This is a genomic window from Sinorhizobium garamanticum (assembly GCF_029892065.1).
GTDB classification, from domain to species: domain Bacteria; phylum Pseudomonadota; class Alphaproteobacteria; order Rhizobiales; family Rhizobiaceae; genus Sinorhizobium; species Sinorhizobium garamanticum.
In genome coordinates this window covers 3,929,872-3,956,407 of record NZ_CP120373.1, presented here as the reverse complement: position 1 = coordinate 3,956,407, position 26,536 = coordinate 3,929,872, and the positions used below count along the sequence as shown (strand labels likewise).

The 26,536-nt window shown below is 60.1% G+C and carries 28 protein-coding genes and 1 tRNA gene; 11 read left to right on the top strand and 18 right to left on the bottom strand.

Annotated features, from left to right (window positions below):
• Nucleotides 1-8 precede the first annotated feature (8 nt).
• Nucleotides 9-665: a protein-methionine-sulfoxide reductase heme-binding subunit MsrQ gene (gene msrQ / locus PZN02_RS18680; RefSeq protein ID WP_280659409.1), complete on the bottom strand. Its 657-nt coding sequence runs from the start codon at nucleotides 663-665 to the stop codon at nucleotides 9-11.
• 2 nt (nucleotides 666-667) lie between these two features.
• Complete coding sequence (gene msrP / locus PZN02_RS18675) at nucleotides 668-1,609, bottom strand: protein-methionine-sulfoxide reductase catalytic subunit MsrP (protein ID WP_280659408.1); 942 nt, start codon at nucleotides 1,607-1,609, stop codon at nucleotides 668-670.
• A gap of 184 nt (nucleotides 1,610-1,793) precedes the next feature.
• Between msrP and PZN02_RS18670 the strand changes: the two genes are divergently transcribed.
• The 3 genes from PZN02_RS18670 to sugE all read left to right on the top strand — a co-directional run bounded on the left by PZN02_RS18670 (nucleotide 1,794) and on the right by sugE (nucleotide 4,969).
• Nucleotides 1,794-3,191 carry a DegQ family serine endoprotease gene (locus PZN02_RS18670; RefSeq protein ID WP_280659407.1) on the top strand — a complete coding sequence of 466 codons (1,398 nt, stop codon included), beginning with the start codon at nucleotides 1,794-1,796 and terminating at the stop codon, nucleotides 3,189-3,191.
• A complete protein-coding gene (locus PZN02_RS18665; protein ID WP_280659406.1) occupies nucleotides 3,188-4,498 on the top strand; it encodes a replication-associated recombination protein A in 1,311 nt (436 codons plus the stop codon). Before PZN02_RS18670 ends, PZN02_RS18665 begins: the two co-directional genes overlap by 4 nt.
• Nucleotides 4,499-4,654: 156 nt before the next feature.
• Nucleotides 4,655-4,969, top strand: coding sequence for a quaternary ammonium compound efflux SMR transporter SugE (sugE, locus tag PZN02_RS18660; RefSeq protein WP_280659405.1), 315 nt, complete (start codon nucleotides 4,655-4,657; stop codon nucleotides 4,967-4,969).
• Nucleotides 4,970-5,016: 47 nt separating this feature from the next.
• Here the strand turns inward: sugE and PZN02_RS18655 are convergent, their stop codons facing one another.
• The 4 genes from PZN02_RS18655 to crcB all read right to left on the bottom strand — a co-directional run bounded on the left by PZN02_RS18655 (nucleotide 5,017) and on the right by crcB (nucleotide 7,911).
• Complete coding sequence (locus tag PZN02_RS18655) at nucleotides 5,017-5,802, bottom strand: ATP12 family chaperone protein (protein ID WP_280659404.1); 786 nt, start codon at nucleotides 5,800-5,802, stop codon at nucleotides 5,017-5,019.
• A complete protein-coding gene (locus PZN02_RS18650; RefSeq protein ID WP_280659403.1) occupies nucleotides 5,795-6,460 on the bottom strand; it encodes an HAD-IA family hydrolase in 666 nt (221 codons plus the stop codon). The genes PZN02_RS18655 and PZN02_RS18650 overlap by 8 nt, the downstream gene beginning before the upstream one ends.
• Nucleotides 6,460-7,452 (bottom strand): RluA family pseudouridine synthase, encoded by a 993-nt coding sequence (locus tag PZN02_RS18645; RefSeq protein ID WP_280659402.1) that lies wholly within the window; start codon nucleotides 7,450-7,452, stop codon nucleotides 6,460-6,462. Before PZN02_RS18645 ends, PZN02_RS18650 begins: the two co-directional genes overlap by 1 nt.
• Before the next feature lie 81 nt (nucleotides 7,453-7,533).
• A complete protein-coding gene (gene crcB / locus PZN02_RS18640) occupies nucleotides 7,534-7,911 on the bottom strand; it encodes a fluoride efflux transporter CrcB (RefSeq protein WP_280659401.1) in 378 nt (125 codons plus the stop codon).
• A gap of 133 nt (nucleotides 7,912-8,044) precedes the next feature.
• Between crcB and PZN02_RS18635 the strand changes: the two genes are divergently transcribed.
• The gene (locus PZN02_RS18635) at nucleotides 8,045-8,356 is read left to right on the top strand and encodes a DUF1883 domain-containing protein (protein ID WP_280659400.1); all 312 of its coding nucleotides are present in this window, start codon (nucleotides 8,045-8,047) and stop codon (nucleotides 8,354-8,356) included.
• 30 nt (nucleotides 8,357-8,386) lie between these two features.
• Here the strand turns inward: PZN02_RS18635 and fghA are convergent, their stop codons facing one another.
• The 5 genes from fghA to PZN02_RS18610 form a co-directional block, all read right to left on the bottom strand.
• Complete coding sequence (fghA, locus tag PZN02_RS18630; protein ID WP_280659399.1) at nucleotides 8,387-9,220, bottom strand: S-formylglutathione hydrolase; 834 nt, start codon at nucleotides 9,218-9,220, stop codon at nucleotides 8,387-8,389.
• 27 nt (nucleotides 9,221-9,247) lie between these two features.
• A complete protein-coding gene (locus PZN02_RS18625) occupies nucleotides 9,248-9,895 on the bottom strand; it encodes a DUF1345 domain-containing protein (RefSeq protein ID WP_280659398.1) in 648 nt (215 codons plus the stop codon).
• 26 nt (nucleotides 9,896-9,921) lie between these two features.
• Nucleotides 9,922-10,362: a YaiI/YqxD family protein gene (locus PZN02_RS18620; RefSeq protein ID WP_280659397.1), complete on the bottom strand. Its 441-nt coding sequence runs from the start codon at nucleotides 10,360-10,362 to the stop codon at nucleotides 9,922-9,924.
• 77 nt (nucleotides 10,363-10,439) lie between these two features.
• Nucleotides 10,440-11,567, bottom strand: a complete 1,128-nt coding sequence (locus PZN02_RS18615; protein WP_280659396.1) for an S-(hydroxymethyl)glutathione dehydrogenase/class III alcohol dehydrogenase — start codon at nucleotides 11,565-11,567, stop codon at nucleotides 10,440-10,442.
• A 146-nt stretch (nucleotides 11,568-11,713) separates the two neighbouring features.
• Nucleotides 11,714-12,121: a helix-turn-helix domain-containing protein gene (locus PZN02_RS18610; protein ID WP_280659395.1), complete on the bottom strand. Its 408-nt coding sequence runs from the start codon at nucleotides 12,119-12,121 to the stop codon at nucleotides 11,714-11,716.
• Between the two features lie 270 nt (nucleotides 12,122-12,391).
• Between PZN02_RS18610 and PZN02_RS18605 the strand changes: the two genes are divergently transcribed.
• Nucleotides 12,392-13,285 carry a DMT family transporter gene (locus PZN02_RS18605; RefSeq protein WP_280661549.1) on the top strand — a complete coding sequence of 298 codons (894 nt, stop codon included), beginning with the start codon at nucleotides 12,392-12,394 and terminating at the stop codon, nucleotides 13,283-13,285.
• 15 nt (nucleotides 13,286-13,300) lie between these two features.
• Here the strand turns inward: PZN02_RS18605 and lipB are convergent, their stop codons facing one another.
• Nucleotides 13,301-14,077, bottom strand: coding sequence for a lipoyl(octanoyl) transferase LipB (lipB, locus tag PZN02_RS18600; RefSeq protein WP_280659394.1), 777 nt, complete (start codon nucleotides 14,075-14,077; stop codon nucleotides 13,301-13,303).
• A gap of 193 nt (nucleotides 14,078-14,270) precedes the next feature.
• Here lipB and PZN02_RS18595 point away from each other — a divergent pair.
• From PZN02_RS18595 to PZN02_RS18580, 4 genes are all read left to right on the top strand, one after another.
• A tRNA-Leu gene (locus PZN02_RS18595) sits at nucleotides 14,271-14,355 on the top strand.
• Nucleotides 14,356-15,111: 756 nt separating this feature from the next.
• On the top strand, nucleotides 15,112-17,061 hold the full coding sequence (locus tag PZN02_RS18590; RefSeq protein ID WP_280661548.1) for a PrkA family serine protein kinase: 1,950 nt from the start codon (nucleotides 15,112-15,114) through the stop codon (nucleotides 17,059-17,061).
• Between the two features lie 25 nt (nucleotides 17,062-17,086).
• Nucleotides 17,087-18,412 (top strand): YeaH/YhbH family protein, encoded by a 1,326-nt coding sequence (locus PZN02_RS18585; RefSeq protein WP_280659393.1) that lies wholly within the window; start codon nucleotides 17,087-17,089, stop codon nucleotides 18,410-18,412.
• Between the two features lie 2 nt (nucleotides 18,413-18,414).
• Nucleotides 18,415-19,962 carry a SpoVR family protein gene (locus tag PZN02_RS18580; RefSeq protein WP_280659392.1) on the top strand — a complete coding sequence of 516 codons (1,548 nt, stop codon included), beginning with the start codon at nucleotides 18,415-18,417 and terminating at the stop codon, nucleotides 19,960-19,962.
• A gap of 68 nt (nucleotides 19,963-20,030) precedes the next feature.
• Here PZN02_RS18580 and PZN02_RS18575 read toward each other — a convergent pair whose 3' ends face one another.
• The 3 genes from PZN02_RS18575 to PZN02_RS18565 all read right to left on the bottom strand — a co-directional run bounded on the left by PZN02_RS18575 (nucleotide 20,031) and on the right by PZN02_RS18565 (nucleotide 21,445).
• Nucleotides 20,031-20,408 (bottom strand): hypothetical protein, encoded by a 378-nt coding sequence (locus PZN02_RS18575; RefSeq protein WP_280659391.1) that lies wholly within the window; start codon nucleotides 20,406-20,408, stop codon nucleotides 20,031-20,033.
• Between the two features lie 186 nt (nucleotides 20,409-20,594).
• Complete coding sequence (locus PZN02_RS18570) at nucleotides 20,595-20,855, bottom strand: hypothetical protein (RefSeq protein ID WP_280659390.1); 261 nt, start codon at nucleotides 20,853-20,855, stop codon at nucleotides 20,595-20,597.
• 86 nt (nucleotides 20,856-20,941) lie between these two features.
• Nucleotides 20,942-21,445 (bottom strand): peptide deformylase, encoded by a 504-nt coding sequence (locus tag PZN02_RS18565; RefSeq protein ID WP_280661547.1) that lies wholly within the window; start codon nucleotides 21,443-21,445, stop codon nucleotides 20,942-20,944.
• A 363-nt stretch (nucleotides 21,446-21,808) separates the two neighbouring features.
• Here PZN02_RS18565 and mgtE point away from each other — a divergent pair, with 363 nt between their 5' ends.
• Complete coding sequence (gene mgtE, locus PZN02_RS18560) at nucleotides 21,809-23,227, top strand: magnesium transporter (protein ID WP_280659389.1); 1,419 nt, start codon at nucleotides 21,809-21,811, stop codon at nucleotides 23,225-23,227.
• Nucleotides 23,228-23,301: 74 nt separating this feature from the next.
• A complete protein-coding gene (locus PZN02_RS18555) occupies nucleotides 23,302-23,688 on the top strand; it encodes a MerR family transcriptional regulator (protein WP_280659388.1) in 387 nt (128 codons plus the stop codon).
• A 152-nt stretch (nucleotides 23,689-23,840) separates the two neighbouring features.
• Here PZN02_RS18555 and PZN02_RS18550 read toward each other — a convergent pair whose 3' ends face one another.
• The 3 genes from PZN02_RS18550 to PZN02_RS18540 form a co-directional block, all read right to left on the bottom strand.
• On the bottom strand, nucleotides 23,841-24,314 hold the full coding sequence (locus PZN02_RS18550; protein WP_280659387.1) for a methyltransferase family protein: 474 nt from the start codon (nucleotides 24,312-24,314) through the stop codon (nucleotides 23,841-23,843).
• A 3-nt stretch (nucleotides 24,315-24,317) separates the two neighbouring features.
• Complete coding sequence (locus PZN02_RS18545; RefSeq protein ID WP_280659386.1) at nucleotides 24,318-25,325, bottom strand: heparan-alpha-glucosaminide N-acetyltransferase; 1,008 nt, start codon at nucleotides 25,323-25,325, stop codon at nucleotides 24,318-24,320.
• 212 nt (nucleotides 25,326-25,537) lie between these two features.
• Nucleotides 25,538-26,233, bottom strand: a complete 696-nt coding sequence (locus tag PZN02_RS18540) for a DUF599 domain-containing protein (RefSeq protein ID WP_280659385.1) — start codon at nucleotides 26,231-26,233, stop codon at nucleotides 25,538-25,540.
• Between the last annotated feature and the right edge of the window lie 303 nt (nucleotides 26,234-26,536).

The window sequence follows — 26,536 nt, the reverse complement described above, 5'->3', positions numbered from 1 at the left end:
GGTGATCGTCACCCGGCCGCTTTTTCCGTTGCGGGACGTCCTGAAATTACCTGCTGGCGCCTCCAGCGAAGGAAGTGCGTTCGGACAACTCGCCAGCCAAGGAGCAGGGTGACCAGGCCGAGATAAAGCATCTGTTCCGGCCCCACGACCTTCACTGCCATGGCGAAATGAAGAGCACCGGCGGCCGCGATCACATAGACCAGCCGATGAAGTTTGTTCCATCGCTGTCCGAGCCGGCGGATCGACCAATTGTTCGATGTGATCGCGAGCGGAACCAGCATTGCGAGCGCGGCCATGCCGATGGTTATGAAGGGGCGGCGGGCGATGTCGGCGATGATCGGCTGGATGCGTAGCGTCTGGTCCAGCACCATATAGGCCAGGAAGTGCATCAGCACGTAGTAGAAGGCGAGCAGGCCGAGGGCGCGGCGGTATCTCAGCCAGTTTATCCCGAAAAGATCGCGGATCGGCGTGATCGTCAGCGTCGCGACGAGGAAGCGCAGCGCCCAAAGGCCAAGCAGGTGCTCGAACTCTTTGACGGCGTTGCCCGGCAGTTGTCCGGTTGCGCCAAGATAGAAGGCCGATATTGCCGGGCAGAGACCGAGCGCATAGAGCACCCAGACAGAAGGGCCATGAAAGCGTTTCGGCAGGGTGGGGAGGGCGGCCATCGTCAGAAATTCGCCTTCAGATCCATGCCGGCATAGAGGCTGGCGACCTCGTCTCCATAGCCGTTGAAGGGAAGCGTGTCGCGTCGATTGGCACCGAAGAAGCCGCCTTCGCCAATGCGGTTCTCCGTCGCCTGGCTCCAGCGCGGGTGATCGACGGCCGGGTTTACATTGGCATAGAAGCCGTATTCGTTCGGAGCACTGAGGTTCCAGGTGCACGGCGGGGGCGTCTCGGTCAGCGAAATTCGCACGATCGATTTGATTCCCTTGAAGCCGTATTTCCAGGGCACGACCAACCGAATCGGCGCGCCATTCTGGTTCGGCAGCGTTTTTCCGTAGAGGCCGACTGAAAGGATCGTCAGTGGGTGTAGCGCCTCGTCCAGCCTCAGGCCCTCGCGATAGGGCCATTCCAGCGGCTGGAAATAGCCGGCCTGGCCAGGCATTTCTTCCGGCCTCACCACGGTCTCGAAGGCAACATATTTGGCGCTGCCGAGCGGTTCGACCTTGTCGAGAAGGGCGGCCAGCGGAAAGCCGATCCACGGGATGACCATGGACCAGGCTTCGACGCAGCGCATGCGATAGATCCGCTCTTCGAGCGGGAAGGTCAGAAGTTCCTCAAGCCCGAATTCCTTCGGTTTGCCAACCAGGCCGTCGACCTTTACCGTCCAGGGCGAAGGCTTGAAGCTTCCCGAATTGGCGGAGGGATCGCCTTTGCCTGTGCCGAATTCGTAATAGTTGTTGTAGCTGGTCGCGTCTTCCTCGGGCGTGATGGCGTCATCAAGCTTATAGGGGCTCGGCGATGCCTCGAGCGCGGCCGCACGAGCGGCCGTCGCTCCACCCAAAACCAGACCCCCGACCGCCGTCGCCAGAAATGTTCTTCGATCGAGGAAAAAGCGTTCGGGCGTGATCTCGGACGCAGCAATATGCGGCGGGCGGTAGACGGTCATGGAACTTCCTCGGTAAAGATCGGCGGTTACAAGCGATCAGATGAGCAAAGTTTCAATCACTGGAAAAGGTGCCGGAAACCACGTTTTCGTGTGTCGTCCGTGAGCGTTAGTCCGTTCAGCCGTTTGCCTTTTTTCTTGCGAAATCCTATCTGATCGTAACGGCAACGAAAGGGAGAAATGCTACATGATCTTTGGCCGTCGAGCACTGGTGACACTTGTCCTTGCGATTGCAATGTCCGCCCCGGCGACGGCGCAGAACGCTAGGGTCGTGCCCGAATCGCGCGCCGAGATGCAGCTTTCCTTTGCGCCTCTGGTCAAGCAGACGGCGAATGCCGTGGTGAACGTCTATGCCGAGCGGATGGTCGAACGGCGGTCGATTTTTGCCGGGGATCCCTTTTTCGAAGAGTTCTTCGGCCAACGCATGCCGAACAGAACCGAAAAACAGTCGTCGCTCGGGTCGGGCGTGATCGTCGGCCGGAACGGCGTGGTGGTCACGAACAACCACGTTATCGAGGGAGCCGACGACATCAAGGTCGCGCTTGCCGACGGACGCGAGTACCCCTGCAAGATCGTGCTCAAGGATGACCGCGTGGACCTTGCCGTGCTGAAGATCCAGTCGGAGGGGCCGTTCGACATCATTCCGATCGGCGATTCCGATGCTGTCGAGGTGGGTGATCTGGTGCTGGCGATGGGCAACCCCTTCGGCGTCGGCCAAACCGTGACGAGCGGCATCGTATCGGCGCTCGCCCGCAACCAGATTAGGTCGGGCGACTTCGGCTTCTTCATCCAGACAGACGCCGCCATCAATCCCGGCAATTCCGGCGGCGGCCTGATCGACATGAAGGGGCAGCTGATCGGAATCAATACGGCAATCTTTTCGAGGGGTGGCGGTTCCAACGGCGTTGGCTTCGCGATTCCCGCCAATCTGGTCAAGGTCTTCGTCGCCTCCGCCGAGGGCGGCGGCGGCTCGTTCATCCGTCCCTTCATCGGCGCCACCTTTGAACCGGTCACGTCCGAGGTAGCCGAGGCGCTCGGCCTTGACCGCGCGCGTGGCGCATTGGTGACAGCCGTCGCTGCTGACGGCCCGGCTGCGGCCGCCGGCATCAAGCCGGGGCAGGTGGTTACCGCAGTCAACGGCATTGCCGTCGAACACCCGGACGCGCTCGGCTATCGTCTGACGACCGTCGGCATCGGTCATGAAGCCCGTGTGACGATCTCCGAAAATGGAGAGACGCGCGACGTCGTCCTCAAGCTAGAGCGGGCACCGGAGACTTCGCCGCGCGACGAGCGTCTGATCGAAGGGCGCAATCCCTTCGCCGGCGCGGTCGTGGCAAATCTTTCGCCGCGGCTGGCCGAGGAGTTGCGCATGCCGACGTCGCTGCGCGGTGTCGTCGTGACTGAGATCAACCGAGGCTCGCCGGCAGCCCGCATCGGCCTCGAGCCGAAGGACATTGTCCGGTCGGTCAACGGCACAGAGATCGATACGTCGAAGACGCTCGAAAGCGTCACGGCCGAGGACGCATCGTTGTGGCGAGTCGAGATCGAGCGCGACGGCCAGATCATCAGACAGTTCTTCAAATGAGCGATCTGTTTTCCCCCATCGAACCACCGGAAATGGCATCGGCGAGGCCACTCGCCGACAGGCTCCGGCCGCGCACGCTTGCCGAAGTCACGGGGCAGGAGCATTTGACCGGCGAAGATGGTGCTCTTACCCGCATGATCGCGTCGGGCTCACTTGGATCGATGATTTTCTGGGGGCCGCCAGGGACAGGCAAGACAACGGTAGCCCGCCTGCTCTCCGGAGAGGCCGGCCTTGCCTTCGAGCAGATCTCGGCGATCTTCTCCGGCGTCGCGGACCTCAAGAAAGTGTTCGATTCTGCGCGTGCCAGGCGGATGTCGGGCCGCCAGACTCTGCTGTTCGTAGACGAGATCCATCGCTTCAATCGCGCCCAGCAGGATAGCTTCCTGCCGGTCATGGAAGACGGAACGGTGATTCTCGTCGGCGCGACGACGGAGAATCCGTCTTTCGAGCTCAATGCCGCGCTCCTGTCACGAGCGCGTGTCTTGACCTTCAAGCCGCTTGACGAGGCGAGCCTGGAGGAGCTGCTGCGACGCGCCGAGCAGGCGGAGAGCAAGTCTCTGCCGCTCGACGAGGATGCCCGCGCCAGTCTGCTGCGCATGGCGGACGGCGACGGGCGCGCCGTGCTGACGCTTGCCGAAGAGGTCTGGCGCGCGGCGCGTCGGGATGAAATCTTCGATGCCACAGCCCTGCAGAACGTCGTCCAGCGCCGCGCCCCCGTCTACGACAAGGGGCAGGATGGGCACTACAATCTGATCTCGGCGCTCCACAAGTCCGTTCGCGGTTCGGATCCGGATGCCGCGCTCTATTATCTCTGCCGCATGTTCGATGCCGGTGAAGACCCGCTTTATATCGGCAGGCGGCTGGTCCGCATGGCCGTCGAAGACATCGGTCTTGCCGATCCTCAGGCACTGGTTATCTGCAACGCCGCCAAGGATGCCTATGACTATCTCGGCTCGCCGGAAGGCGAGCTTGCGCTGGCCGAGGCCTGTGTCTATGTCGCGACGGCGCCGAAGTCGAATGCGGTCTACATGGCCTACAAGTCGGCGATGCGCGCGGCGAAGGAAAACGGCTCGCTGCTGCCACCGAAACATATTCTGAACGCTCCGACGAAGCTCATGAAGGGCGAGGGTTACGGCGAGGGATATCATTACGATCACGACGAGCCGGATGCGTTTTCGGGCCAGGATTATTTTCCGGAGAAGATGGGTCGCAAGACGTTTTATGATCCGCCTGAGCGCGGCTTCGAACGCGAGCTTCGCAAGCGGCTCGAATGGTGGGCGAAACTTCGGCGCGAGCGAAACTCTTAGATCTGCCTCCGGTGCAGGGCAGGCTTGCCGGACGGCACCTTGCTGTCGGCACCCTCCCGTGGCATAGGAGTGCACATTGCAGACGGCTGCACGGGTTCGATTTTTGTGGTCCCGAACATCCGCGGGGACGGCCTCGCTCCAGAATAGGAGTTTGAAATGGCCTGGATTACCCTTCTGCTTGCCGGCCTTCTCGAAATCGGCTGGGCGATCGGTCTCAAATATACGGACGGTTTTACGCGCTTCACCCCGACTGTGCTAACGGTCGGATCGATGATCGTCAGCATAGTACTTCTTGGTATTGCGGTCCGTTCGCTGCCTCTCGGCACGGCCTATGCCGTATGGACTGGCATCGGCACTGTCGGCACGGTCGTGCTGGGCATATTCCTTTTTGCCGAGCCAGCGACACTCATTCGCCTCGGCTGCATCGGCTTGATCGTCGCCGGCATCGCCGGTCTAAAGCTTTTCGCCTAGCTTTGCGTGATTGCCTGCCGCAGCGGCAGGCAAATTCATTCTCGACGCTATCTCAGGGCGTCGAGCGCCGCTGCGGCCGCCTGCATTTCCTGCCACCGGTTTTCGCGGCGCCGGAAGGCTTCCTCATCGGTTCCCCAATGCTCGATCTGCCAGTCCTCATCGACATGAGCGGCAGCCCAGGCTTGCTCTACTGTCAGCCTCCCCATGGCGAAGGCGAGCGCAAGCAGCGCCGATCCAGTGAGTGTCGTCAACGTGTGCAAGCAAGTAAGTCCGAGCGGCGTCGCGAAGGCGCGCAGGCCCTCGGCATAGGCCGAGATTGCCTCTCGAGGCTGCTCCTGGTGGATCACGCCTTCGATCAGAATGAAGCGGGCGCCGAGCGATTGCGCAGCCCAGTCGAGGATCGGGTTCCACAGATCGTTCTGGCGTGCGACCAGCCCCTCGGGACTGTCGGCACGATAGCAGAGGAGGTCACTGCCGGCAAAACGCAGGATATCATCGAACACTGCGCGGTGGTCGAGCGCCACGCCATCGATCGCGGTGTTGACGATGCGTGTGATCGGCATCGCCGCCGGATCAATGACGTCGGACTGCGCATCCCACTCGGCAGCCAACAGCTCCGCAAGTTTGCGGGTCGGAACCGCAAGCTGATGTTTTGCCGGCGTACGCACCCTGCGGCCGTCAAGAAGCACGGTCTGACCGCCGTCTTCCGCGGTACCGATGCTCACTTCCTTGTAGAAGCGCTTTGCCAGCGGCTTTTGCATCTGGATTTGTGCACGCCGCACCGGATCTTCATGGCTCAAGGCGCCGCTCAACTCATCGCGTATATCAGGCATGGTTGCGCTCCATCCATTCGATTATGTCTTCCGGTGTACGGGCGATGTGGTCGGCGCCGGCTTTGATCAGATCCGGCACGCTTGCGTAACCCCACGCGACTCCGAGAGCATCGGCACCGGCCGCCTTCGCCATCTGCATATCGTAGATGGCGTCGCCGATGACGATCGTGTCCTTCGCGTCTACGCCTGCCTCCGCATAGCATTCCATGACCATAGCCGGGTGCGGTTTGGAGGGGCAGTCGTCGGCGGTCCGGGAAACGAAGAAGATCTTGTCGAAGCCATGCGTAGCCGAAATGTGTGTGAGGCCCCGCCGTGATTTTCCGGTAACGGCACCGATCAGCAATTCATCGCGTGCGGCGAGCGTCTGCAACATCTCGGCAATGCCGGGAAACAGCTGCTCTTGAAAGCCCGCTTCAGCCCGCACCGAAGCGAAGATCTCCTTGTAATGTGCCGTCATTGTGACGGCATGGCCATCGACATGTTCACGGCCCAACAGGCGCGCGATCGCGATGTCAAGCGTCAAACCGATGATCGCCTTGGTCGCTTCGGTCGTCGGGCGAGGACGGTCAAAGGCTTCGAAAGTGCGGGCCATCACTTCATGGATCAACCCGACGCTGTCGACCAGCGTCCCGTCGCAATCGAAAAGCACGAGTTTCATCAATCTTCCTCGTCGGCGGCGTTCTCGTCGAAGCCGAGCAGGTTCCAGCTCTGCACCATGTGGGGGGGCAGGGGGGCCGTGACCTTCAGTCGCCCGCCGTTCGGATGCGGAATGTCGATATGCCGGGCGTGCAAATGCAGCCGATTCTGGATGCCGCCGGGGAAGTTCCAGTTAATGTCCGCCTCGAAGTATTTCGGGTCCCCGATGATCGGGTGGCCGATGTGGGCGGCGTGGACGCGGAGTTGATGCGTGCGGCCGGTATAGGGCTCCATCTCGAGCCAGGCCAAATTTTGCCCGGCCTGCTCGACGATACGGTAATAGGAAATCGCATGGTCGGCGCCCTCGTCGCCGTGTTTGGCGATCCGCATGCGATCGCCGTCCGGGGTTTGCTCCTTGACGAGCCAGGTGGAGATACGGTCCTCGCGTTTGCGCGGCACGCCTTTGACCAGGGCCCAATAGGTCTTCTTGGTGTCACGTTCGCGGAAGGCGGCGGTCAACTGTTGTGCAGCGCCGCGCGTACGGGCGATGACGAGGACGCCCGACGTGTCGCGGTCGAGACGGTGCACCAATCGCGGCTTTTCGCCCTTCTGGCTCGTCCACGCTTCAAGCATCTTGTCGATATGGCGGCTGACGCCGGAGCCGCCCTGCACGGCAATGCCGGCGGGCTTGTTGAGCACGATGACTTTGGCGTCTTCGTGGAGCACCATGCGCGACAGCAGTTCGCCATCAGGCGAATGGCGCAGGTCCCGACCGCCGATCGGGCCTGTCTTGGTGTCCTTGGCATCGGCGCCCAGAGGTGGAATGCGGATCGTCTGGCCCGGCTGCACGCGCGTATCGGATTTCGCGCGGGCACCATCCACGCGGATCTGGCCGGAGCGCAGCAGCTTCTGCAGCGGTCCGAAGCCGAGCCCGGGAAAATGCACCTTGAACCAGCGGTCAAGGCGCATTCCCGCCTCGTCACCGTCCACCTGCCTGTGTTCTATGCCTGCCATCTGCAAAAATCCTGTTCTTCTACGGCGCCGCGCGTCTTATCAGACGCGCAAAGGACGCTGCAGCACTTTGAATTGCTGGCTTTAGACCATTGCGCGCATCAGGGCCAGTCCGGTGAAGACCGCAAGAATGGAAAGAACGACGCTTGCCAGAATATAGGCGATGCCGAGCGCCGGCTGCCCGTGCTCCAGCAGCGTTATCGCGTCCAGCGAGAAGGCGGAGAATGTGGTGTAGCCGCCAAGCACGCCCGTGATCAGAAACACGCGCATTTCCGGAGATGCTCCCATCTTGTGCATGATCAACTCCGCCAGGAAACCGATCAGGAACGAGCCGCTGACGTTCACGCACAAGGTGCCCCAGGGAAAGGCGGGACCGAACCGATGGAGCGTCCAGAGGCCAACGAGATAACGTAGCACGGAGCCCAGCGCGCCACCGGCGCCGACGAGCAGGATATGGAACATGAAGCCGATTTCCGTTGGGGAAAGGAAGATGGTGGTTGCGATGGCGCTACGCGACCGGCGCAAAACTATTCGTTAAGCGGCGCTCGCTAGCATCGTGAGAAATGTCTTACGTGAGTTTCCGGTCCAGGTGGCGATGACAAAAAGAGCATTGAACTATACCCATTACGACCTCAAGGAACAAAGGGCCGGCACGACGATCGAAGTGACGCTGTCCGCCGTCGCCAACGTCCGGCTGATGACCGCCGACAACTTTACCCGCTACACGGAGACACTGAAGCATCAGTTTGTCGGCGGCATCGCGCGAAAATCGCCGCTGCGCCTGATCATCCCGGCAACCGCCCATTGGCATCTCGTCATCGACATGGAAGGTCACCACGGGCTTGCTCAGTCGAGCGTCCGCCTGGTCGAGACGGCTGGACAGCCACGCTTCCAATCCATGTCGTGACGCTCGGTTCGGATCCCATACGATCTTTTCTCAGCTGAGCCGCTCGGCATGCCACTTCAGATGATCGTCCATGAAGGTCGATATGAAGTAGTAGGAATGGTCGTATCGCTCATGCATCCGGAGCGTCAGCTCGATTCCGGTTCCTTGTACCGCCTCCTCGAACAGCCAGGGGCGCAAGCCGTTCTCAAGAAAGCCGTCCGCCTTGCCCTGGTCGATCAGGAACTCCGGGAAGCGTGCGCCGTCCTTGACCAATGCACAGGCATCGTACTGACGCCAGGCGGCTTTGTCGGAGCCAAGGTACTTCTCGAAGGCACCGACCGACCAGTCGGCCGTGGAGGGCTCCACGATCGGCGCGAAGGCCGAGCAGCTCTTGAACCGCTCCGGGTTCTTGAGAGCGATCGTCATCGCCCCGTGCCCGCCCATCGAATGGCCGAAAATGCCCTGGCGGCTCATGTCCATGCGGAAATGCTGGCTGGCAAAGGCGGGTAGCTCCTCCGTGATGTATGTGTACATCTGATAATGTTCGGCCCAGGGCGTTTGCGTTGCGTCGAGATAGAATCCGGCGCCCTTGCCCATTTGCCAATTGGTGAGTTCATCCGGCACATCGCTGCCGCGCGGACTTGTATCCGGGCAGACGACGATGAGGCCCAGCTCCGAGGCCATGCGGCGATATTCTCCCTTTTCCATCACGTTTGCGTGGGTGCAGGTGAGGCCGGACAGGTACCATAGAACAGGGCGCGGCTCGCTGATCGCCTGCGGCGGCACATAGACGGCGAAGGTCATTTCGCCCTTGCAGGCGGCCGAATCGTGGGAAAAGACGCCCTGCATGCCGCCAAAGGCAGTATTTTGCGAGATAACTTTCATGAGACTCTCCTTGAGATGGATGAGGCGTCAGCCGGCCAGTTGGACCGCCGCGTTGACGACCGCGGCGACCAGCACGGTGTTGAAGAAGAACGAAACGACGGCATGCGCCAGATTGATCCGGCGCATCGTCGTAGTGGTGATTGCCACATCCGATGTTTGCGCCGTCATGCCGATGACGAATGCGAAATAGAGAAAGTCATAACCGCCGGGTGTGTCCGTTTCCGGAAACATCAATCCGCGTGCCGGCTCGATCGGATCACGGTTCTCATCGGCCACCCAATAGACGTGCGCGTAATGCATTGCCGCCATGGTGTGGATCGTTGCCCAGCCGAGCCCCACGGAGGCAAAGGCGAGGGGAAGCTCGAAGCCATAGCCCTGTTCCTGCCGATTGAGCGCCAGGAAAAGCGAGAGCAGCGAGACGGCAGCCGCAGCAAGCGTAACCAGAAAAATGACCGCTTCAGGTTCGTCGGTGCTAAGCGCATGATGTTCGAGATAGCTGCCGGTCAAGCGCCTGAGCCGCATGGCCGCCTTGATGAGATAAACGCAGAAGAACGTGATGGCGGTGATCTCCAGGGTAAAGCGTGGAGCAAGGACCAGGGAGATCGGTAGGCTCAGCAAGGCGCAGCCAAGCGCAGCATAGAATGGCCAGTGTCGCAGCCTTGTTGTCCGTTTCATCGCGCGGCCCAGCGTCCTTTTCCGGTTCATCTTTTGGCTTGGCGACAGAGCCGGTCAAGCGTCTCCAGGAACGCTGAGCGGTCCCTTGCCGTGAAGGCTGCATTGTAGCCTTTGCTTTCGCCGGTTTCCCGTAAGTGTGCGCCGAGGTCGCGCATGGCCGAAGCCATGCCGATGTTGCTCTTGTCGAAGAGCCTGCCGGACGGCCCGGTGACGAGGGCACCAGTCGCGACACAGCGTGCGGCGAGCGGAACATCCGCCGTAACCACGATGTCGCCTTCTCCTGCGCGTTCGGCAATCCAATTGTCAGCTGCGTCGAAGCCTGCCGAAACGATGACGTTGTGCACCATCGGGTCTCGTGACGGGCGCAGCCCGGAATTGGCGACGAACGTCACCTCGAAGCCGTGACGTTCCGCTACCTTGAGAATTTCCGCCTTTACAGGGCAGGCGTCGGCATCGACGAAGATCATCTTGTACACATTTCCTAACAGTCAAAAAGCACCGGAATTCAATCGATTCCGGTGCTTTGTTGATTCAGGCCGTCAGCTCAGTAGATCACGACGCTGCGGATGCTCTCGCCGGAATGCATCAGCTCGAAGCCCTTGTTGATGTCGTCGAGCGGCAACGTGTGGGTGATCATCGGGTCGATCTCGATCTTGCCCTCCATGTACCAGTCGACGATCTTCGGCACGTCGGTGCGCCCGCGCGCGCCGCCAAAGGCGGTGCCCATCCAGGTGCGGCCGGTGACCAGCTGGAACGGCCTCGTCGCGATCTCCTGGCCGGCGCCGGCGACCCCGATGATCACCGACTTGCCCCAGCCGCGGTGCGAGGCTTCGAGCGCCTGGCGCATCACTTTCACATTGCCGGTGCAGTCGAAGGTATAGTCGGCGCCGCCGATCTGGTCGGCACCGCGCTTGGTCAGGTTGACGAGATAGGGCACGATGTCGTCGCCGACCTCCTTCGGATTGACGAAGTGGGTCATGCCGAACTTCTCGCCCCAGGGCCTCTTGTCGTTGTTCAAATCGACGCCGATGATCGTGTCGGCACCGGCGAGTCTCAGGCCTTGAATGACGTTGAGGCCGATGCCGCCGAGGCCGAAGACGATTGCCGTCGACCCCATTTCGACTCGTGCCGTGTTGATCACCGCGCCGATGCCGGTGGTGACCCCGCAGCCGATGTAGCAGATCTTGTCGAACGGCGCGTCCGGGTTGACCTTGGCCACGGCAATCTCCGGCAGCACGGTGAAGTTCGCAAAGGTCGAGCAGCCCATGTAGTGGTGCAGCTTCCCGCCGTTGACCGAAAACCGCGAGGTGCCGTCCGGCATCACGCCCTGGCCCTGGGTGGCGCGAATGGCGGTGCAGAGATTGGTTTTGCGCGAGAGGCACGACGGGCAGGAACGGCATTCCGGCGTATAGAGCGGGATGACGTGGTCGCCCTTCTTCACCGAGGTGACGCCGGGACCGACGTCGATGACGATGCCGGCACCCTCGTGGCCGAGGATCGCCGGGAACAGCCCTTCCGGGTCGGCACCGGACAGGGTGAAATCGTCGGTGTGGCAGATGCCGGTCGCCTTCACCTCGACCAGCACTTCACCGGCCTTCGGTCCATCGAGCTGAACCGTCATGATTTCCAGGGGTTTGCCGGCCTCAGTGGCGACGGCGGCGCGTACGTCCATGTCACTTCTCCCTTGAATTGCAAATGGTTGCTGGTGCTGGATTGCTCTCGTTATGACGCGGCAATCGGTGCGGTCAGCTTGAATCGGCGATAAACTATTCTACTACGTTAACGGAAATGCGGGCGGAAAACGCGCTTCAGCCTGGCTCATCGTCTTGGACGAATGGTCTGCTGGATGCGATCGAGTTCCGCTTCGAGCGCGGCGATGGCCTCGCCGGTCTGAGCGTGCAATTTCTTGACAAGATCGAGCTGCTCCCGGAGTGCCTCCTTCGAGCCGAGGGCGGCATCGTCGTCAGGAGCGCGGCCGATGCCGGCTATCAGCCAGGCCGGAGTGACGCCTAGCACGCCAGCCAGCATGAAGAGGCGGTTGGTGCGGGGCTCGGCACGGTCACGTTCCCATGCAGCAATGGTTTCGCAGCGCACGCCAAGCCGATCCGCTAGTTCCGTCATGGAAAGATTCGCGGCGTCACGCGCTCTCCAGATGCGTCCTCCAAGCGTGTCGCCGTCTCCTGTTTCGCGAAGACGCGCGATCATGGTTTCGGTGGACAAGCGCATGGCTTTCTCCTTTGGCGCGGTTGCGTTCAAGGGGGCCGGGATGGTTACCGGAAGCGCCCCTAGCTTCCAGCTGTGGGCGAGGTGAAAATCAGCTTATAGGCATTGCGGTGTCGACGGACCACCTCGGAACGTCAAAAACGCAGTCAAATGCGGCTCACCATCAGTCGCACGTTGAAACCTAGACGAAACAAGCTAAGTTTCGGCACCGACATCGGAAATCTGCCCGTGAACGAATATTATCCAACGGCCGTCGCGCCGCATAACCCCATCATGCGCGGCGTAGCGATCATGCTCTTCGCCATGCTCATCCTGCCCTGCATGGATGCGATTGCGAAATACATGGCGGTCTATGAGGGTATGTCGCCCGGTCAAGTGACCTTTTACCGCTTCTTCTTTCAACTCGTATCGACGGCGCCGTTGTTATTTTCGGCGGGCGGGCTGCGGGCGTTTTATCCGAAGCGGCTCTGGCCGAACATTCTTCGCGGCATACTGCTCGCGGCGGCGGCGCTTTTCTTCTTCGTTTCAGTGAAATACATGCCGCTCGCGGATGTGTTCGCCATCTACTTCGTGGAGCCCTTCATTCTGACATGCCTTTCGGCGCTGATTCTGCGCGAGAAAGTGGGTTGGCGTCGATGGTCGGCGATCGCAGTCGGCTTCGGCGGCGCGATGGTTGTTATCCAGCCGAGCTTTGCGGCCTTCGGCGTAACGTCGTTGCTGCCGGTCGCCTGCGCCTTCCTGTTTGCCTGCTACCTCTTCCTGAACCGCGCTGTTGGCAGCGCCGATCCGCCGCTGACGATGCAGACGATCGCCGGCATAGGCGGGACGCTGTTCATGGCGGCAGTGATCGCGGTCGGCCATGGATTCGGTGCCGTCGACTTCGAACCGTCGCTGCCGCAATCGGCGCTCGGCTGGGTGCTCGTCGTTGCGCTCGGGACTATTTCCGGCTGGGGCCATCTCCTTGTCGTCAAGGCTTTTCAGGCCGCGCCAATATCGCTTCTGGCACCATTCCATTATTTCGAGATCGTCTCGGCTACGGCACTCGGCTACATCGTGTTCGGGGACTTTCCGACGCCGTCGAAGTGGCTCGGCATTCTCGTGATCGTCGCATCCGGGCTGTACATCATCTGGCGGGAGCGGCAGATGCAGAAGCGAAAGCGGGCGTAGGTTTCGCGGCCACCATTACCGCATCATGCCGCCGGTGGCCGGATTCAAGCCGGCGGAGCCAATCGTTTGGAGACAGTCGCTTTCGGCGCATGTCGGCCCAAAGACCGTTTCGAATGCCTCCCTCAGCCGGGTGTCGACGTCGGGCATCATGACCGGCAGGCCAAGATCGACCAGACTGGTGACACCGTAGCCGCGGATGCCGCAGGGCACGATGCCGCCGAAGTGATCGAGGTCCGGATCGACATTCAGCGCGAAGCCATGAAAGCTCACCCACTTGCGCAGACGGATCCCGATCGCGGCGATCTTGTCTTCGGCCGCCGACCCGTCAGGCAGTGGCGGCTTTTCCGGACGACGCACCCATACGCCCACCCGGTCTTCGCGGCGTTCGCCTTTGACGTTCATCGAATCGAGCGTGGTGATAATCACTGCCTCGAGTGCTGCGACAAAGGCGCGCACATCCTGGCGGCGGCGCTTTAGGTCAAGCATGACATAGACGACCCTTTGACCCGGACCGTGATAGGTATATTCGCCGCCACGGCCGGTCGCAAAGACCGGGAAACGGTCAGGCGTCACCAGGTCCGAGGCGTCGGCACTTGTGCCCGCAGTATAGAGAGGCGGGTGCTCGACCAGCCAGACCAGTTCGTCCGCGGTGCCGGCGGCAATGGCCGCGGCTTCTCGTTCCATGGTTTCGACCGCCTGTGTATAGTCGACGAGGGAAGGGGCAATGCGCCAGCGCACCGCAGGTGATCCGGGCGGAGCAAACATGGTTTGGTCGAGATTATCGCGCTGCATGAGGCCGTATTCCTGGTTTTTCCGCCTCCGTAAATGGGATGGCGCGCGCTAAGAGTCCAGCATTTCCAGCGCTTCGCGAGCGTGCCGTTGAAATAGTTTCCATTCTCGTCAAATTTCTGTCGTCTTGCCCTTGTGCACCCCAAATGCTTTTGCTACATGCAGCCCCGCCGACGCAATCGGCACCTACCACGATGCGGTCGTGGCGGAATTGGTAGACGCGCAGCGTTGAGGTCGCTGTGGGGCAACCCGTGGAAGTTCGAGTCTTCTCGACCGCACCAAATTGAACTTAAAGAGCCCCCGTAACCGTCCGGTCCTACGGGGTTTTTTATTTTCGGGCGTCGAGTTGCGTAAGCTTCCGGCACCACCGCGCGCCGCTGCATGTGCAGGACGTTCGCGTACTCCGACACCAGAAGCTCAAAACGAACGCCTTCGGTAGCACCCGCGACCAAAATGCCATATTGTGTTGCTAAGGAGAGCCATCAGGCGGCGTCGCCGACGCAAGTCTATGAGCAAGCGAGTGGGGCCGCCGCCGCGCTGTGCCAGATCTGGCCGGGGGTCTCTGCAGCATTTTCCGCCCGGCCCGAGTTCGGGCCACGGAGACGAAGGCGAGTTTTGTTTCGCCCGCGCACCGGTTCTGCGGGACCCCTGCCGCGGTGGAAATAGCCGTTCGTCGAAAAATCGGAAAAAGGGACAGAGACTGGACGCGAAACCGCTTGCTATCGCGGAATTGTGAAAAGCGGCCAATATGATGGGGTGACAGAGCGGCGAACCTGCTGCATGATTTCTAATATCCGATTCGACTACGGATAAGACCTGTAGCAATTCAAAGCATTACGGTGCTCGCTGCGCCTCTGTAAAGTGCCGCGCGCCGTAGAGAAGATGCGGATGCTCACCGTTGGCCACTGCTTCGGCATCCGCTAGCTAAACCGCAACGTGTTGAGGAACTTTGGAGGCAGGAAACAGTTCACTGTAAGCAGGGGGCCAACAGGCAGCGAACCCGTCTCGGTTTAACCGGCCTCCCGCGGGAGAGCATGATGACAAGGAGTGAATCTGACGTCTTCGATCTCTTTTCAGAGATCTATACGAGCGCAGCGCAGGAAGAGATAAGTCTGCAAGAATATCTCCTCGCCTGCCGCGACGATAAGAGTATGTATGCCACTGCGCAGGAGCGCATGGTGGAAGCCATTGGAGAGCCGACCCTCGTCGACACGAGCGCGGACGAGCGTCTCGGGCGAATCTTCGCCAATCGAACCATCAAGATCTATCCCTCATTCTCCGACTTCTATGGCATGGAGGATACGATCGAGCGGATTGTCGGCTATTTCCGCTATGCCGCGCAGGGCCTGGAAGAACGTAAGCAAATTCTCTACCTCCTCGGGCCGGTTGGCGGCGGCAAATCTTCGTTGGCCGAGCGACTCAAGAAGCTGATGGAGGCGCGACCCATCTATACTTTGATGGTCAACGGCAAGATCAGCCCCGTGTTCGAATCCCCGCTCGGTCTGTTCCACCCGGAACGCATGGCCGATCTTCTCGAGGATAAGTATGGAATCGCCAGGCGGCGGCTCACCGGCCTGATCTCGCCTTGGGCGGCCAAGCGGCTGGACGAAGTCGGCGGCGACATTTCGAAATTCAGCGTCGTCAAACTGATACCATCCCGCTTGCGCCAGATCGGCATCGCGAAGACCGAGCCCGGCGACGAAAACAACCAGGACGTCTCCTCGCTCGTCGGCAAGGTCGATATCCGCCAGCTTGAAAACTACAGCCAGGCCGATCCGGACGCCTATTCCTACAGCGGCGGGCTGAACCGCACGACGCAAGGGCTGCTTGAATTCGTTGAGATGTTCAAGGCACCGATCAAGGTCCTCCACCCGCTGCTCACGGCGACCCAGGAGGGCAATTACAACGGCACCGAGAATTTCGGCGCGTTTCCCTACCAGGGCACCGTTCTCGCGCATTCCAACGAATCCGAGTGGCTTCAGTTCAAGAACAACAAGAACAATGAGGCGTTCCTCGACCGCATTCTGGTCGTCAAGGTGCCCTATTGCTTGCGCGTCACCGAAGAGAAGCTGATCTACGAGAAGCTCCTTCGTGAAAGTGAGCTGGTCGACAATCCTTGCGCGCCGGAAGTTCTGGAGTGCTTGAGCCGCTTCACGGTGTCGACCCGCCTTGCTCCGCATGAGAACTCGCCGCTTTACACGAAGATGCGGGTCTATGACGGCGAGAACCTGAAAGACACCGATCCGAAGGCAAAATCGGTACAGGAATATCGTGACGCTGCCGGCGTCGACGAGGGCATGACGGGTGTCAGCACCCGCTTTGCCTTCAAGGTGCTGTCGGAGACCTTCAACTATGACACCAAGGAGGTCGCCGCCGATCCCGTGCATCTGATGTACATCATGGAGCAGGCGATCAAACGCGAACAGTTTCCCAAGGAAATCGAGGCAGCCTATCTCGACTTCATCAAGTCGGAACTGGCTACGCGCTATGCCGAGTTCATCGGTCATGAGATCCAGAAAGCTTATCTGGAATCCTATAGCGAATACGGTCAGAACCTGTTCGACCGGTATATCGCCTACGCTGACGCATGGCTTGAGGACCAGGACTTCAAGGATCCCGACACCGGACAGATCCTCAATCGGAAGGTACTCGACAGCGAGCTTTCGCAGATCGAAAAGCCAGCAGGCATCGCCAATCCGAAGGACTTCCGCAACGAGGTCGTGAAGTTCACGTTGCGTGCCCGCGCCAAGAACAGCGGCCGCAATCCCTCCTGGACGAGCTATGAAAAGCTGCGCGAAGTCATCGAAAAGCGTATGTTCGGTCAGGTCGAGGATCTGCTGCCAGTCATCAGTTTTGGCTCCAAGAAAGACAGCGCCACCGAGAAGCAGCATGCCGAGTTCGTCCAGCGCATGATTGAGCGCGGATACACCGAACGCCAGGTTCGGCGGCTCGTCGATTGGTACATGCGAGTGAACAAGGCGGGCTAATGATGCGTACGTTGGGGGTTTGCCAATGCCGAATTTCATCGACCGTCGACTTAATCCGAAGGACAAGAGCCTCGGCAACCGGCGGCGTTTTCTGAAACGGGCGCGGGAAGAGCTGAAACGCACGATCAAGGAGCAGATCAAAGCAGGCAAGATCGCGGACGTGGATGCGGAGCACCGTGTGCCCATGCCCGAGCGTGGCGTCGGTGAACCATCCTTCCAGCCATCCCCGACCACCGGCGAGAGACAGTATGTTCTGCCCGGCAATCATGAATTCTCGCCGGGCGATCGCCTCCCGAAACCAAGCGCGCGTGGCGGCGCCTCAGGCAAGGGCGCAGGAACTGGTGAGAGCGAAGACGACTTCCAGTTCGTGCTGTCGCGCGACGAAGTCCTTGACCTCTTTTTCGAGGATCTTGAGCTTCCCGATATGGTGAAGCTCAATCTCAAGGAGTCGGTCGCGTTCAAGCCGCGTCGGGCCGGCTTTGCGACGTCGGGATCCCCCACGAACATCAATGTGGGGCGTACGATGCGCAACAGTTATGGCCGCCGCATCGCGCTGCGGCGGCCTAGCCGCGCGGACGTGGCCGCGATCGCCGAGGAAATTGCCAAGCTGGAGGCGGAATCAAATGCCAGTGGCGCCCACCAGAAACGCATCGAGGCGTTGCGCGAGGAACTGGACAAGCTGGAGCGCCGCCGCCGCCGCATTGCCTATGTCGACCCGGTCGACATCCGCTTCAATCGCTTCGAGCCCCAGCCGCTGCCGAATGCAAGCGCGGTGATGTTTTGCCTCATGGATGTCTCTGCCTCGATGGGCGAGCGGGAGAAGGATCTGGCCAAGCGCTTCTTCGTCCTGCTGCATCTCTTCCTCAAGCGGCGCTACAAGCGAATAGACATCGTCTTCATTCGCCACACGGATGAGGCAGGTGAGGTCGACGAAAATACCTTTTTCTACAGCAAGCAGAGCGGCGGCACGGTTGTTTCCACGGCCATCGAGGAGATGCTCCGCATCATTGAGGAGCGTTATCCGGCGCGTGAATGGAACATTTACGCTGCCCAGGCTTCCGACGGGGAAAACAGCGCCGGAGATTCGGACCTTTGCGTTTCGCTTCTCCATCGGCAGGTGATGCGCCTTTGCCAATATTATGCCTATGTTGAAATCATAGATGAGCGCGAGACCGAGATTTTCGGTACGACCGACAACGGCACGTCCCTCTGGCGCGCCTATCGCACGGTCGACAGCGAATGGTCGAATTTCCAGATGACCCGGATAGCCAGGCCGTCGGACATCTATCCGGTTTTCCGGAAGCTTTTCGCAAGGCAGCCAACCATGCAACTGCGCACTGAAAGGCGATAGGAATGCCCAAGGGCGCGGCCTCAAACCTTCTGTTTCACGATTCGGATTGGAACTTCGAGACGCTGTCGCGCACCTATGATGCGATTGAAACGATCGCACTCGATGAACTGCAGCTCGATGTCTATCCGAACCAGCTCGAGATCATCTCCTCCGAGCAAATGCTCGACGCCTATTCCTCGGTAGGAATGCCGCTGATGTACCAGCACTGGTCCTTCGGCAAGCGTTTCGTTTTCGAGGAGCATCTCTATCGCAAGGGACGCCGTGGCCTTGCCTATGAACTGGTCATCAACTCCAACCCCTGCATCACCTATCTGATGGAGGAGAACACCATGGCCATGCAGGCCCTGGTGACGGCGCACGCAGCATTTGGCCACAACCACTTTTTCAAGAACAACTACCTGTTCCAGCAGTGGACCGACGCCAGCGCCATCTTGAGCTATATGGAGTTTGCCAAGAAATATATCGCCAAATGCGAGGAACGCTACGGAACATCCGAAGTCGAGGTCATTCTCGATTCCGCCCACGCTCTTATGGACCAAGGCGTCTTCCGATATCGTCGTCCACCGCGGCTTTCGTCCGAGAAGGAGCGGGAGCGCACCCGCGAGCGGCTCGAATACGAAGAGCAGACCTATAGCGATCTCTGGAGAACGCTCCCGCCCTCACCGGACGGGCCCAGCTCCAAGGATGCCGAGCGTGATGCCTCCGAGCGGAAGAAGGCGCTCAACCTTCCAGAAGAAAATCTGCTCTACTTCCTGGAAAAGACCAGCCTGATCCTGGAGCCCTGGCAGCGGGAACTTCTGCGTATCGTGCGCGTCATCGCCCAATACTTCTATCCGCAGCGGCAGACAAAGGTGATGAACGAGGGATGTGCGACCTTCGTGCACTACACGATCATGAACAGGCTTTTCGATCAGGGCAGGATCAGCGAAGGCTCCATGCTGGAGATGCTCCACAGCCACTCCAACGTGGTCTTTCAGCCGTCCTTCGACGACCCGCGCTTTCCGGGCATCAATCCCTACGCGCTGGGGTTTGCCATGATGCAGGATATCCAGCGCATCTGCACTGATCCGACAGCGGAAGATCGTGATTGGTTTCCCGAGATCGCCGGCAGCGGCAAATGGCGCGAGACGCTGATCGACGCATGGGCGAACCACCGGGACGAATCCTTCATCCTGCAATATTTGAGCCCTGCATTGATCCGCAAATTCAGGCTGTTCCTGCTGACGGACGAGGCCGGCGACAACTACTTGGAGGTTGCCTCGATCCATAATGAGCGCGGCTACGAGACCATACGCAGTGCGCTTGCACGCACCTATGATGTTGCGGCGAACCAGTCGGACATCCAGGTCGTGGACGTCGATCTCCTGGGCGATCGCCACCTACGCCTGCAGCACAACGTGAAGAACGGCATCCTCCTGGACGAAGCGAGCCGCGATGCAACGCTTCGTCACGTGCGCCATCTTTGGGGGTACGACGTCAGCCTCGCTGGCGTCGATGCGGAAACGGATGACGTGCTCTATGAGTGCTCGACGGCGCCGACTTTCGAATAAATGAACGTGCCATTCGCACGTGAGGATGCGGAAAGGTTTATGCCGGCGCCATCGGGCCGGATGGACCGCTATTTCTCCGTGCCGTCAGGCGAGGTTTGCTGCGACGGTCCGCCAGTTCCCGACGGGGCGGTAGGATCCCTGTCGGTCGGGGAGGGCTGTTGGCCATCGGCGGGTGCGGGTGTTTGGTTGCCGACGCTGCCGGTCTGTTCGGACGAGGGAGCAGGCTGAGTTTGCTCAGTTTGCGTTGCCTGATCGCTGTCGTTCATTTCACCCCAGAGTTCGACGGCGCCCCAGGCAAGCAAGGCAAGAAACAGTCCGCCTGTGAGTACGGCCAGAACACGGAGGCCGAGGCCGCCCGGCCTGGTTTCCCGGGCCGAGAATTCTTCCCTGTCCGCGTCATGCGTTTTCGAGACCGGATCGCCGCGTTCATCGAGGTACTTGGCCATCAGATAATCTCCATTGATCTCTACCAATGGAGAACGAGGCGGCAATCACAATGTTCCGGGCGTGGGCGACGTCGTGGCAGATTCGTCCTACAGCGCCGCGCGTCTTATCAGACGCGCTTAGGACGCTGCAGCACCTTGAATTGCTGCATGTTTTTATCCCTAAATCATGCAGTAGAATGGCGGGCGTCAGGGCGCCCAGCTGTCCTGGACGCTGCGGCGAACGAGCTTGTAGGAATGGTCCGGCTGGACCTCGTATGTTTCGAAAACCATGGTCCCCTGATGCAGGAAACGGTGCTGTATCATTGTTCCGGGCGCTGCTTGTGTTCTGCGCTCCGCCGCCTTCTCGCCGTAGGTGAAGCTGCCGGGGAGGGGCTCGAGATCAGGTGAGGCCGTCGTACATCCGGCCAGAGCAAACGCAAACACAGGTATCAGGCGCAAGGCTTTCATTTTGTATCCTTTGATGAATTGTATTTTGATGAATCATATTGTCGGTGATCCCAACTGAAACATTGTTTCAGCTGGTTGGACTGGGTTCACCGCTCGCTACTGGTCATTTTTTCGAACCGTTTGACGGCGCGTTCGCGTTTTAGCCGGGAAAGGCGTTGCGTCCAGAAAATCCCGGAAAGCTGGTCGATCTCGTGCTGCAGGCAGATCGCCATCAGTCCCTCCGCATATTCCTCCAACGTCTCACCGGATAGCGATTGATACTGCACGCGCACCGCGCACGGTCGTTCGACTTCCTCTGAAATACCCGGCATCGAGACGCTGCCTTCCGCATGCCGCATCAGGTTATCGGATTGCCAGATAATCTCCGGATTGGCGAACACCCGCGAGCCGCTTGTCCGATCCAACTCGATCACTGTCAGCCGTCGCAGAACGCCTACATGATTCGCGGTAATGCCGATCCCGGGGGCAGCGTGCATCGTGTCAAGAAGGTCGGTAGCGAGTTGCCGAAGATCGTCGTCGAAATGTTCGATCGTTTCGGCCGCGGTGGTGAGCGCCGGGTGCGGAAAGCGTACGATGGGGAGAATAGCCATACCTGGCCCCTTGTCTCGGCAGGCATCTGCCCTTGCGGCTCCTTGATCTACGGCTTTCATATGCGTTTGCAACAGCTTGCGCAAAACTTTCGCCGGTTCTTTATTCGCACCCTCTGCCCAGTGGACCTTGCGGGAGCTTTGCGCTACTGCATGAGTTCCGGGGTCGGAATCGATCCGAGGATAAAATCACGCAGCAATTCAAAGTGTTACAGTGTCCCTGCGGGGAGGAATGCGGGGGGCGCTGTAGCAAGGCAAGACGCCGTTTTCTCTCGAGGGCACGGCGGTCGTTTGGAATGGCACGCTCGCCTTTCGGGATCTTCGACCCATTTGATTCGGGCGGCTTAGTTTTTCGAGGGCGGCTCCATGAGCAATATCGGCGACGACGACCGTTCGGAAGAAACCACCGCTTATGACGGTTCGGATATCTATGCCGACGACGGCTCAGTGCGCTCCGACTTCCTGATGCATGTCGGCGCCGCGATTGCCGATCGCGACACGATCTATCTGCGCCAGCACGTTGCCGGCCTTCACGCCTCCGAACTCGGCGATCTTCTCGAGGCTATCCAGCCGGAACAACGGCTGGCGCTCGTCTCGCTGCTCGGCAAGGAGTTCGATCTTGCCGCGCTGACCGAGGTCGACGAGGCCATCCGTCTCGACATCGTCGAACATCTGCCCAACGAGCAGATCGCCGAGGCGATCGGAGAGATGGACTCCGACGATGCGGTCTACATTCTGGAGGACCTGGATCAGGAGGATCAGGAAGAGATCCTCGCCAAGCTGCCCTTCACCGAACGCGTGCGTCTGCGTCGCTCGCTCGACTATCCGGAAAGCACCGCCGGCCGGCGCATGCAGACGGAATTCGTCGCGGTGCCGCCGTTCTGGACCGTCGGCCAGACGATCGACTACATGCGCGAGGACGAGGATCTTCCCGACAGTTTCACGCAGATCTTCGTCATCGATCCAACGTTCAAACTTCTCGGAACCGTCGATCTCGACCGTGTGCTCCGCACCAAGCGGTCGATCAAAGTCGATGCCATCATGCGCGACACGAGCCATGCCGTTCCCGCCGAGATGGACCAGGAAGAAGCGGCTCAGCTCTTCGAACAGTACGACCTCTTGTCGGCCGCCGTCGTCGACGACAATGGCCGTCTCGTGGGCGTGCTGACCATCGACGATGTGGTCGATGTGATCCAGGAAGAGGCGGAGGAGGATCTGCTGCGCCTGAGCGGCGTCGGCGACGAGGAATTGTCGGACTCCGTTGCCGAAGCCTCGCGCTCGCGGGTGCCATGGCTCTTCATCAACTCTATAACGGCCTGCATAGCCGCCTCGGTGATCGGCCTTTTTGACGCGACCATCCAGCAGATTGTAGCCTTGGCCATCCTGATGCCGATCGTGGCCGGCATGGGCGGCAATGCGGGTTCGCAGACCATGACCGTGACCGTCCGTGCGCTCGCGACCCGCGGCCTTGACATTCACAATGCGCCGCGGATCATCCGCCGCGAAGCCGGGGTAGGGCTGCTGAACGGCATGATTTTCGGCACGTTCATCGGCCTCGTGGCAGGCCTGTGGTTTCAGGATCCCAACATCGGCGGCATTATCGCCACGGCAATGCTGATCAACATGATGGCCGCAGCGCTCGCCGGCATCATGATTCCGCTTCTCCTGGAAAAGTCCGGTGCCGATCCGGCCGTTTCCTCTGCCGTCTTCGTCACTGCGGTTACTGACATAACCGGCTTCTTCAGCTTTCTCGGTATCGCCACCTGGTGGTTCCACGTCACGTGAGAGCTGTGCGCGTTGTTTGACTTTTACGTCAAAGTCAACGATAGTGATGCCTCGGAATTTGATGGGACAGCGGCGTGAATAAATACTATAGCATCACTGAGCTAACACGGGAATTCGGCATCTCGACCAGAACGCTCCGCTTCTACGAGGATGAAGGTCTTATTCATCCGGAGCGTCGCGGCCGCACGCGACTGTTTCGGCAGGCTGACCGTCATCTCATCAAGGAAATCCTGCGCGGCCGGCGCATCGGCTTCACCATTGCCGAAATTCGCGAGATCATACAGGTCTACAAGGATCCGCCGGGCGAGATGGGCCAGCTGCAGCTTCTGATGACTCGCGTCGAGGAAAAGCGCGAGGAATTGCGGCAGAAACGCAAGGATATCGATGACACGCTCGCCGAGCTCGACAACGTCGAGGAGGCCTGCTTGACGCGTCTTGCGGAGATCGGCGTCGGCACTTAAGGCGTTCGAAAGGGTTCAAAGGGTGGCTACTGCATGTTTCCTTAAATCGTAGCCGATTTAAGGAAATATGCGCCAATTCCACGTGTTGCAGCGACCTTTGCGCGTCTGATTAGACGCACGGCGCTGTAGGCGCCACCTTTTCGCTTTCCGCGTTAGATCCACCGCGTGGTGCGACGGCAATAGCGCTCGAATTCGAAGCCGGAGCGCGACAGCAGATGTCTCTCTTCATTGCGGATGACAAAGGCGGTCGTCAACGCGACAGCCGCCATCGCCGCGATGAAGAGCCACGGGTTGGCCGTTATCAGTCCAGTGCCGATCATCAGCAGCGTGTAGCCGAGATAAATCGGATTGCGGGTGAAGCGAAAAGGGCCGCAGGTAACGAGGCAGGTGGCGCAACGGGTCGGCAGGATCGCGGTGTGCCGGTCGAGCAGCGTCTTGACGGCCCACAGGTCGATGGAGATCGCCGCAAGGATCAGTGCGCATCCGGCGAGCCACGCAAACCAGCCGTGTCCGTTCGCTACGGGAATCGGGAACAAACGGTTGAAAATCAGTGCAGTCAGAACGGCCGTGCCATAGAGCACGACGGGCCAAGGGAAATTCAGCGGCTTGGCACGATAGGCATTCATGTCCTAGTCCCCTGATTGCACGTCGATTGTGCACTGACGGGCGGTTCGCGCAATGCGCTCATCCGTGTTCACGTCGATCTTGCCCATGTTTAAGTCCTCGAAAAGGCTTTGTTCTTTCAGCCGGTCGAGCGTGCAGCCGCAGAAGGCTTCGCACGGCGCGGCGGGATCTGCGCGGTTGCAAGCCGCCACGCAGTTTGCGCGGTAAGCTTGTTCCGGGTCTGGCGCCGCGGCGGGTGCGATCTGGGCAAAGAGATAGACGAGGCCGATGAGCAGCGGTTGGTGTACGAGGTATATGGCCAGACTGTGACGACCGCCGAAGGCGAGCGGCTTGATCCACAGCTTGCTGCGGCTCTCCGTGGACGCTCCCCGGCTGACGAGCAGTGGGTGAAGCAGCTTTGCCGTTCCGAGCCCGACCAGGAAGGGGGCAAGCCAGGGAAGGAGAGGCACGTAGTCGTTCGAACGGGGAAGCGTCTGGGAAAGTCCAACCCACCAGAGCAGGGGCGTATCGAAGATGGCCGAGCGCAGGTAGAGCGGCGCGGCGAAGGCAGCCGCGGCGGCAACAAAGGAGACGATCGCGGGTAGTGGTAGGAACAGGAGGCCGACAAGGCTTGCCGCCGCGATCGAATGAAGGATGCCGAAGAAGACAAAAGAATCCGGGAAGACGAACCAAGTCGCGACGCTGATCAGCAGGGCTGCGCCGGCGATCTTCACGAAGCGGCAGGCGAAGGCGCGCGGGCGAAAATTCGGCCGCTGGCCGAGCACGAGGCTGTAGCCAGCCAGAAACAGGAAACTGCTCGCTATGAGCCGGGCGAAAAGCCGCCAGCCGCCCGTCCCCGCAGTGCCCACCGCCACATAGCCGAAGAATTCGAGATCCCAGACGAAGTGATAGATCGCCATGGCGACCAGCGCCAAGCCCCTGAGCGCGTCCAGAAGGGCGATCCGACGACGCTTTTCGATGTCAGGTGACGCGCGTCGCGTCTCGGTAATCGTAGTTGCTGTGTTTTCGGACATCGGCTGTTGCCATCCTGTTTTCGCGATACGTTCGCATGTCTGGCTTGCGCCGGCCACGCGTGGATGTTCTTCGAATGAGGAGCAGCGCGTGTTTCCTTGGCGCAGATCTTAGTGCATGTCGCCCAAAAGTGCGCAGCGGTTTTGGGGTAACGACATGCATGAAAACAAAAAGATAAAGCGCGTTGCGTGAATAGGTTTGAACGCGACGCGCTTTAGTGCTTGAGAGCATCCTCGACGAGAGCTTCTCTCGCCTCGGAAAAGAACTGCCGCCGGATCAGCACGAAGATGACGAAGCTGGTGAGAACGATGAAAACATAGGGGCTGATGAACCAGCCGAGATAACCGATCGACAGGAAGATCGCTCTCAATCCCGCATTGAAATGCTTGGCCGCCAGAATGTTCATGCGGATTGCGCGCTCGGCGGCCTGCTCGGCGGCCTGCCGGTCGCGCATCATGTCCGCCGTCATCGGTATGCCGCCCATCAGGATGGAGCAGTAGTTGAAAAGGCGATAGGACCAGCCGAATTTGAAGAAGGAGTAGCCGAAGAGGCAGGTGAGGCCGCCGACCTTCAGCTCGAAGCCTGTCCGTCCGCCCCGAAAAACCTGCGGAAGGTCGTTGAAGATCATCTGCACCTGGTCGGTCGCTCCGAGCAGCGCGAAACAGCCGCCGAGCGCGAAGATCGTGGTCGAGGCAAAAAAGGCGGTGCCGGCCTGCAGCCCGGCGATGATCTGCGTGTCGATCATCTTCAGGTCGCGGTTAAGCGAATTGCGAATCCATCGCCGGCGGTTTTCGTTCATCAGCCGGGTCAGGCTGACACGCTTGAAATTGCGCCGGCCGTCGGTCGCCCAGTTGAAGGCGCCCCAAAGCAGGACAAAGATGCCGAGTGCGATGTAATCTTCGAGGGTCATGCAGGCGTTTTTGGCATGGCTGTTTGAAAATGCAAGATCGGCGCGAGCCCGCTGTCGCCTTGACACGATTTTGCCATATTTCGAAGTTGCGGCTTAACACATTCTTCAGTATGCATGGCGCATGCGCGGGCAGCGAATGCTGTGCCCGCCGACCGCTGGGTACTCGGAGACATCATGGACAATACAATACAGAAGTCGTGCTGGGGCGTGACTGTTCGCGCCGTGGCTGGTTTCGCAGGCGTTCTGGTCCTGGCCCATCTTTTCGGCGGCCTTTGAGATCGAAGCATACCATCAGGGCGACGC